The sequence below is a fragment of the Subdoligranulum sp. APC924/74 genome (assembly GCF_003324125.1).
Lineage (GTDB): Bacteria > Bacillota > Clostridia > Oscillospirales > Ruminococcaceae > Gemmiger > Gemmiger qucibialis.
Genome location: NZ_PSQF01000110.1, coordinates 1 through 7,593, shown reverse-complemented (window position 1 = coordinate 7,593; position 7,593 = coordinate 1). Strand labels below are relative to the sequence as shown.

The 7,593-nt window shown below is 59.3% G+C and carries 4 protein-coding genes; all 4 read left to right on the top strand.

Going from position 1 to position 7,593, the window contains the following annotated elements:
• Positions 1 to 131 precede the first annotated feature (131 nt).
• The 4 genes from C4885_RS14490 to C4885_RS14475 all read left to right on the top strand — a co-directional run bounded on the left by C4885_RS14490 (position 132) and on the right by C4885_RS14475 (position 7,425).
• On the top strand, positions 132 to 1,616 hold the full coding sequence (locus C4885_RS14490; protein WP_114001013.1) for a UxaA family hydrolase: 1,485 nt from the start codon (positions 132 to 134) through the stop codon (positions 1,614 to 1,616).
• Positions 1,617 to 1,854: 238 nt separating this feature from the next.
• A complete protein-coding gene (locus tag C4885_RS14485) occupies positions 1,855 to 2,727 on the top strand; it encodes an aldose epimerase (RefSeq protein WP_114001012.1) in 873 nt (290 codons plus the stop codon).
• 422 nt (positions 2,728 to 3,149) lie between these two features.
• Positions 3,150 to 5,807 carry a GH25 family lysozyme gene (locus C4885_RS14480; protein WP_114001011.1) on the top strand — a complete coding sequence of 886 codons (2,658 nt, stop codon included), beginning with the start codon at positions 3,150 to 3,152 and terminating at the stop codon, positions 5,805 to 5,807.
• 7 nt (positions 5,808 to 5,814) lie between these two features.
• Entirely contained in the window at positions 5,815 to 7,425 is a 1,611-nt protein-coding gene (locus C4885_RS14475; RefSeq protein ID WP_114001010.1) for an MBL fold metallo-hydrolase RNA specificity domain-containing protein, read from the top strand.
• Positions 7,426 to 7,593 lie beyond the last annotated feature (168 nt).

Here is a 7,593-nt window from a genome sequence, read left to right as displayed (position 1 = left end):
TTTTGGCAACGCAGATGCCGTGCCGCAGCTGCCGGAGCGGTGCTTAAGCCGCAAGGCGGGAATTGTGCGGTGTTGCCCTAACTTCTACTTCCTAACTCCTACCTGTTTTTATCGTAATAAGGAGATTCTGTATGCCTCTTGCAATCAAGATCAACCCCAAGGATAATGTTGTGGTTGCCCTGCATCCCATTGCCAAAGGCACCGCTGTGCCGGTGGACGGTGCATCTGTGACCGCTGTTGAAGATATCCCCCAGGGCCACAAGATGGCCATTGCCCCCATCCACGCGGGCGAAAACGTCATCAAGTACGGCTTCCCCATCGGTCATGCCACCGCTGATGCCGTGCCCGGCACCTGGATGCACACCCACAATGTAAAAACCAACCTGTCCGGCGAGATCGAGTACAGCTACCACCCCAATGTGCACCCGCTGGCCCCCGTTGCTCCCGAAACCTTTATGGGCTACCGCCGCAAGGATGGCCGTGCAGCCACCCGCAACGAGATTTGGATCATCCCCACCGTTGGCTGCGTGAACGACTGCGCCAAAGCCCTTGTGCGGGACAATCAGGATCTTGTGACCGGCAGCATTGACGGGCTGTACACCTTCACCCATCCGTTCGGCTGCTCCCAGACCGGCCATGACCACGCCCAGACCCGCAAACTGCTGGCTGCGCTGGCCCGCCATCCCAACGCCGGTGCCGTGCTGGTGCTCTCCCTTGGCTGCGAGAACCTGACCCATGAGCAGTTCCTGACCGAATTGGGCGAATACGACCATGACCGCATCAAGTTCCTGACCTGCCAGGATGTGGACGATGAGCTGGTTGCAGGTCGTGAGATCCTGAAGGAACTGGCCGCTTATGCTGCCCAGTTCCAGCGTGAGCCGATTCCCTCCAGCGAGCTGGTGGTCGGCATGAAGTGCGGCGGTTCGGACGGTTTGTCCGGCATTACCGCCAACCCCACCATCGGCCGCTTCAGCGATATGCTGTGCGCCCGCGGCGGTTCCACCGTGCTGACCGAAGTTCCGGAAATGTTCGGTGCCGAGGGCTTTTTGATGGATCGCTGCCAGAACGAAAAAGTGTTTGAGAAGGCCGTGCATATGATCAACGGCTTCAAGGAATACTTCATCAGCCACAACGAAGTTGTGTACGACAACCCCAGCCCCGGCAACAAGCAGGGCGGCATCACCACGCTGGAGGATAAATCCTGCGGCTGTGTGCAGAAGGGCGGCAGCGCCCCCATCATGGACGTTATCGGCTATGGCGACGCTGTGACCACCAAGGGCCTGAACATGCTGTACGGCCCCGGCAACGATCTTGTTTCCGCCACCGCCCTGACCGCCGCCGGCGCCCACATGATCTTGTTCAGCACGGGCCGCGGCACTCCGTTCGGTGCCCCCGCTCCCACCCTGAAAATTGCTACCAACAGCCAGCTAGCTGCCAAAAAATCCACCTGGATCGATTTTAACGCCGGTGTTGTTGCTGACGGCGAAAAGACTCTGGATGAAGCCGGTGCTGACCTGTACCAGCTGGTGCTGGACGTTGCTTCCGGCAAGCAGACCTGCGCCGAGAAGAAGGGCTTCCGCGAAATTTCCATCTTCAAGGATGGCGTTGTGCTGTAATTTTTGCACTGATGCTCTGGCTCCCGCCGCATTTTTCACCCAAAAGGGTAGAGCCGGGAACATTTTGAGAGTATAATAGAATTAAGATGTGCCCGCCGGGAGCTGTGTCTGCCTGCGGTGCACAAAGTGGAACGGCTCCGGGCGTTCCGGGTGCTCTGGGATCAAGGCGCTGTGCGCTGCTCCAAGAATCCCGGTGTGGTCGGGCCGTTTTTGTAACTGAAGAAAGGGGACTGTAACAATGTCCAAGCTGACTGCCGGTACTTACGAAAAGTACAATGCCAAATATTCCACCCTTACCCTGACCGATGGGGAGTACGCCCTGACCGTTACACCGGAAAAGGGCGGCATGGCAACCTCCTTCACCAAAAGCGGTGAGGAATACCTCTGGCTGCGCGATAAGAACTATGAATCCTCGGACCGCCCCCGCTGCGGCGTGCCCATCCTGTTCCCCAGCTGCGGCAAGCCGGACGGCGGTGTGCACCACTTTAACGGCTCCGATTATCCCATTGAGGTCCACGGCTTTGCCGATTTGCTGCCCTGGCAGGTCAAGACCGCTGCGGATGATGAGATCGTGCTGACCCTGACCCCCAACGGCCTGACCAAGTTTGTTTACCCCTTTGATTTTCTGCTGGAAATGCGCTATACCCTGTCGGGTGCCAAGGCCGGGTTGGAACTGACCGTGCACAACACCAGCGACAAAGCCCTGCCGTTCAGCATCGGCTTCCACCCGTATTTCGCAGCTTCCAAGCTGGAGAACGTCCACTTTGACATCAACGCCGCCACCTGCTCCGAGAACGCCAAGGGCGAGCAGCCCGCCGCACCGGAAACCATCACCTTGACCCGCAAGGAAGGCTCCGCAGATTCCATCCGCCTGATGACCGGCGTAAAGAGCCCGATGCGCCTGACCGATTCCGGCAGCGGCCACACGGTGGAAGTTGCCTTTGACGAAAGCGTGTTCACCAACGGCGTGCTGTGGCAGCAGGATGCCGAGACGTTCGTCTGCATGGAGCCCTGGAACGGCTGGGCCAACAGCGTGAACGAAGCCGGCCGCCACATTGAGCTGGCCCCCGGCGCAAGCAAGACCTTTGCCTGGAGCATTACCATCGGCTGAGCTTAACCGCCTGCCCTGCATCTGCTGAACATTTTCAACCAACTGCCCTCTGCTGTGTGGAAAACTGCAGGGGGCAGTTTGCTTTGCCCGGCTGCCAAAATTTCCTGCCCAAAATTACACAATCTGCCTGCTTTACCGGATTGTATTTTGTTTGACAAAATGTTACCATATTCTTATGGCAATACCGCATAATTCTAAGTGCCGATACGGCGAGCGAGGTGTGGCAGATGCCAAGCCAAAAGCGCAGATAATACTGGATGTCTTATCGAGCATTTTGGCAACGCAGATGCCGTGCCGCAGCTGCCGGAGCGGTGCTTAAGCCGCAAGGCGGGAATTGTGCGGTGTTGCCTTATAAATATAAAAGTTTTAACGCCAACATTCCGCTGCCCACCGGGCAGCTGCGATCATAGAGGAAACCGCCGATGGAACAAAACAAACAGCCGTCGGGGCAGCCCCGCAAGCCGGAACAACAGCCCCGCCAGACCTACCGCAAACAGTCCCAGCCCAAGCCCCCGCAGGGCCGCCGCCCACAGCCCAAAAAGAAGCAGCAGCCCAACCTGCGTCTTGCACTGGCCGCGTGCGTGCTGGTTGCCGTTGTGGCGCTGGTAGTGATCGGGCTGGTCGCCTGCAACAGCGGGCAGAAAGCCCCCCTGACCATTGACCCCGGCACCAGTGCCGGAGCGTGGGCCAAGAACGATGCCGGGTACTACTTTAACAGTGACGGAGAGCCGATTCTGGCCGCCACCAAAAAAGGCATTGACGTGAGCAAGTATCAGGGTGAAGTGGACTGGGAGAAAGCCCAGGCTGCCGGGATCGATTTTGCCATGATCCGCTGCGGCTTTGGCAGCGAGTGGAACGGCACCGGCGATTATGCCCAGGACGATGAACAGTGGCGCCGCAACGCGGACGAATGCACCCGCCTTGGCATCCCCTTTGGCACCTATCTGTACTCTTACGCCACCACCGAGGAACAGGCCAAATCGGAAGCCGAACACGTTGCCCGCCTGCTGGGCCTTGTGGCACCCCCGCACGAGGGGCTGGACGATTACACCGCCACCCCCTACCAGCTCAGTTACCCGGTCTATTATGACCTGGAGGATAAATCCATCACCGGCCTGTACCCGGACGAGATGGCCCACCTGACCGAAGTATTTTTCGACCGCCTGAAAGAACTGGGCTACAAGGGCGAGGAAGGCATTTACGCCTCCATCAACTGGACCCGCGGCCGCCTGACGGACCCCGCGTTTGACCGCTGGCGCGATAATTTCTGGATCGCGCGGTTCAATTCCGCGTTGGGCTACACCGGGCCGTATTCCATCTGGCAGGCCACCTATACGGAGCCGGGCGAAAAGTACGGCGTGCAGAGCGACACGGTGGATGTTGACTTTGTGATGGAAGAGCTGACCTTTACCGGCATCAAAGCAACCAGCAAGGACATCCTGCCCTCGCTGACCAACGACACCTACAAAAACGAGCTGTGGCTGCCCAAGGCGAAAGCCACCGCCACCCTGCTGACCAATGAGCCCAGCGAAAGCGAGGGCGGGCAGAAAATCTTCTGGTCCAGCGATAATGAAGACGTTGCCACCGTGAATAAGCACGGCGAGGTAAAAGCCAAGGCGGACGGCACCTGCACCATCACCGCCACCCTGGCGGATGGCCGCATGAGCGCCGATGTGACGGTGCGGGTGGGGGCATTCACCATTCCCGTTTACGTTACCGGTAATCTGCAGGGCTTGACCGAGGGCGAAGAGGTCGGCCTTGCGGACATTGCTGCCCTGAAAGCGGGCAGCGAGGACTCCATTCTGGTGGATGCAGGCGGCAGTTTGCAGGGCACCGCCCGCGCCAGCCTGACCGGCGGCATGGATATGACCAGCGCCTTTGCCGCAGCCGGGTATGATTTGCAGGCCTTTGATGCTTCCGATATGGCGTATGGCACTGACCGCCTTCTCAGCGATGTAATGACCGCCACTGGGCCTTCGATTGCTTCCAACCTGTACACGACAGAAAACGAAGCGTTGCTGGCCCGTTCCACCAGCTGGAGCCGCAACCGCATTTCCAACGGCATGAACACCATTGTGGAGGAAGCAGGCAAAAAGATCGGCTTCTTCTCGCTGGCCTCGATCGGCAATTCCGCCCAGACGAAAGAACTGACCGCTGCGGACCTGGCGCTGGCGGCTTCCGAACAGGTTGCTGCTTTGCAGGCCCAGGGGGCTGACGCCATCCTTTGCATTGCCGGGCCGGATACCGATATCAGCGGCATTTATGCCGACCTGGCAGACCTTGGCGTGACCGCCGTCTTGGATGCCGGCGCCACAGCCAACAGCACCGCAAAGGCAAACGGCATTGCCGTTGTTGCCGCCGGGTCCGGCTGGGACAGCGTGGGCTGCCTGAACCTGACCTTTGCAGCGGACGGCAGCATGACAGCCGAACCCGCCAGCATGAACGCCGCCGACCTGAAATCCGCCCGCGGCAGCTACACCACCGCCCAGCAGACTGCCTATGATTCCGCCTTTACCAGCCTGCAGAGCCTGGCAGACGGCGACGAGGATGTGCGCAGCCAGACGCTGTTCACCTTTGAAGCCAACGAAAGTGCGGATAAAACCATCAGCTTTGCCAACTATGCCGCCGCACTTTACCTGGCCTATGCCGACGGTGACCGCGCCAACTGCCCGCAGGATGCCGCCGACCTGACCGTAACCGCGCTGGCAGGCGGCATTACCGAGCTTGACTTTGGCGATGTTACCCGCGGGGCGCTGTGTGATGCCGTTCCCGCCGGGCAGCGGCTGGTGCTGGCGCGGACGACCTCCGCCGCCATCGGTGCCCTGATCGACACCGGTACCGTGACCCGCACCTATGAGGAAAGCCTGACTGCCTTTGAGCCGACGGACGGCGACGCCCTTGTGGTGACCGATACCGCCACGCTGGAAGCTCTGGAGCAGGCAGGCGGCAGTTATACGATTCTGCGTGATTATGGGGATGTCTTTTGGGATATCCGCATGAATATCAATGATGTAACCAATAACTTTGCAAACCCGTTTACGTTGCCCGAAGCACCGCAGCGCGGTGCCGGGAGAAAGTGAGGCTGTTATGAAGCTGACCTTTTTGGGCGCTGCCCGTGAAGTGACCGGCAGCTGCACCCTGATTGAAGCAGGCGGCCACCGCTTTTTGGTGGACTGCGGCATGGAGCAGGGCAAAGATGTTTACCCCAATGCGGACCTGCCCTGCGCCCCCGGTGAGATTGAAGCCATCCTTTTGACCCACGCTCACATTGACCATTCGGGACGCATCCCCTATCTGTACAAGAACGGATTCCGCGGCCCCATTTACAGCACAGATGCCACCATGGACCTGTGCGAAATCATGCTGGAAGATTCCGCCCACATTCAGGAGCAGGAAGCCGAGTGGAAAAACCGCAAAGCCCAGCGCAGCGGCAATGAGCTGGTAGAGCCGGACTACACAGTAGAAGACGCCATAGCCGTGATGAAGCAGTTTGTACCGCAAAGCTACGGCAAGCCGCTGGAAGTGTTCCCCGGCATTACGGCCACCTTTACCGATGTAGGCCACCTGCTGGGCAGCGCTTCCATCACCTTGCAGGTAACGGAGAACGGCGAAAGCCAGACCATTGTGTTCTCCGGCGATATCGGCAACCTGGACCAGCCGCTGATCCGTAACCCGCAGTACCTGACCAAAGCGGATTTTGTGGTGATGGAATCCACCTATGGTGACCGCACCCACGGCCCCAAGCCGGACTATGTGGCCGAGCTGACCCAGATTTTGCAGGAAACGTTCGACCGCGGCGGCAATGTGGTCATTCCCAGTTTCGCCGTGGGGCGCACGCAGGAAATGCTCTATTTTATCCGCCAGATCAAAGAGGAGCACCGCATCCACGGGCACGATAACTTCCCCGTGTTTGTGGACAGCCCGCTGGCCAGCAAATCCACCACCATTTTCCGGGAAAACTTCAGTGAATGTTATGACGCCGAAGCCCTAGCCCTGGTGACGAAGGGCGAAAACCCGCTGGCGTTCCCCGGTTTGCAGATCAGTGAAACCAAAGAGGATTCTGTTGCCATCAACCTGGACTCCACCCCCAAGGTCATCATCTCCGCTTCCGGCATGTGTGATGCCGGGCGCATCCGCCACCACCTCAAGCACAACCTGTGGCGCGGGGAATGCACCATCCTGTTTGTGGGGTTCCAGTCCCCCGGCACGCTGGGGCGCGCACTGATCGAGGGTGCCGATGAAGTACGGCTGTTTGGCGAAACGGTGCAGGTCAATGCGCAGATCCGCCAGATGAGCGGCTTGTCCGGCCATGCGGACCGGGACGGCCTGTTGACCTGGATCCACCACTTTGATCCCAAACCCAAACATGTGTTTGTGAACCACGGCGAGGACTTGGTTGCCGATCACTTTGCCCGCACCCTGACGGCGGAAGGCATCCCGGCAGAAGCGCCGTACAACGGTGCCGTGTATGAGCTGACCGGCGGGGCCGTTGCCCTACTGCGGCAGGGCACCATGGTGCCGCTGGCCAAGGCCAGCCAGCCTGCCGACAAGCCGCGCACCAGCCCGGCGTTTGAACGCCTGCTGAACATGGGCAAGCGGCTGCTGGTTGTGATCGAGCACAACCGCGGCGGTGCCAACAAGGATCTTGCCCGCTTTGCCAGCCAGATCGCCAGCTTGTGCGATAAGTGGGACAGGTAGGCAGGTAGGAGTTAGGAGTTGGGGGCGTGTGGCTCATAGAACTCGCTGGTTTCCTTTCTTTGTTCCTGCTTTTTCAACTTTTTAGGGCAATACCGCATAATTCTAAGTGCCGATACGGCGAGCGAGGTGCGGCAGCTGCTAGGCCAAAAGCGCAGATAATACTGGATG

Excerpts from the sequence above, each read along its gene's own strand:
- C4885_RS14475 (WP_114001010.1), top strand. The coding sequence starts at position 5,815 with ATGAAGCTGACCTTTTTGGGCGCTGCCCGTGAAGTGACCGGCAGCTGC.
- C4885_RS14485 (WP_114001012.1), top strand. The coding sequence starts at position 1,855 with ATGTCCAAGCTGACTGCCGGTACTTACGAAAAGTACAATGCCAAATAT.
- C4885_RS14490 (WP_114001013.1), top strand. The coding sequence starts at position 132 with ATGCCTCTTGCAATCAAGATCAACCCCAAGGATAATGTTGTGGTTGCC.
- C4885_RS14480 (WP_114001011.1), top strand. The coding sequence starts at position 3,150 with ATGGAACAAAACAAACAGCCGTCGGGGCAGCCCCGCAAGCCGGAACAA.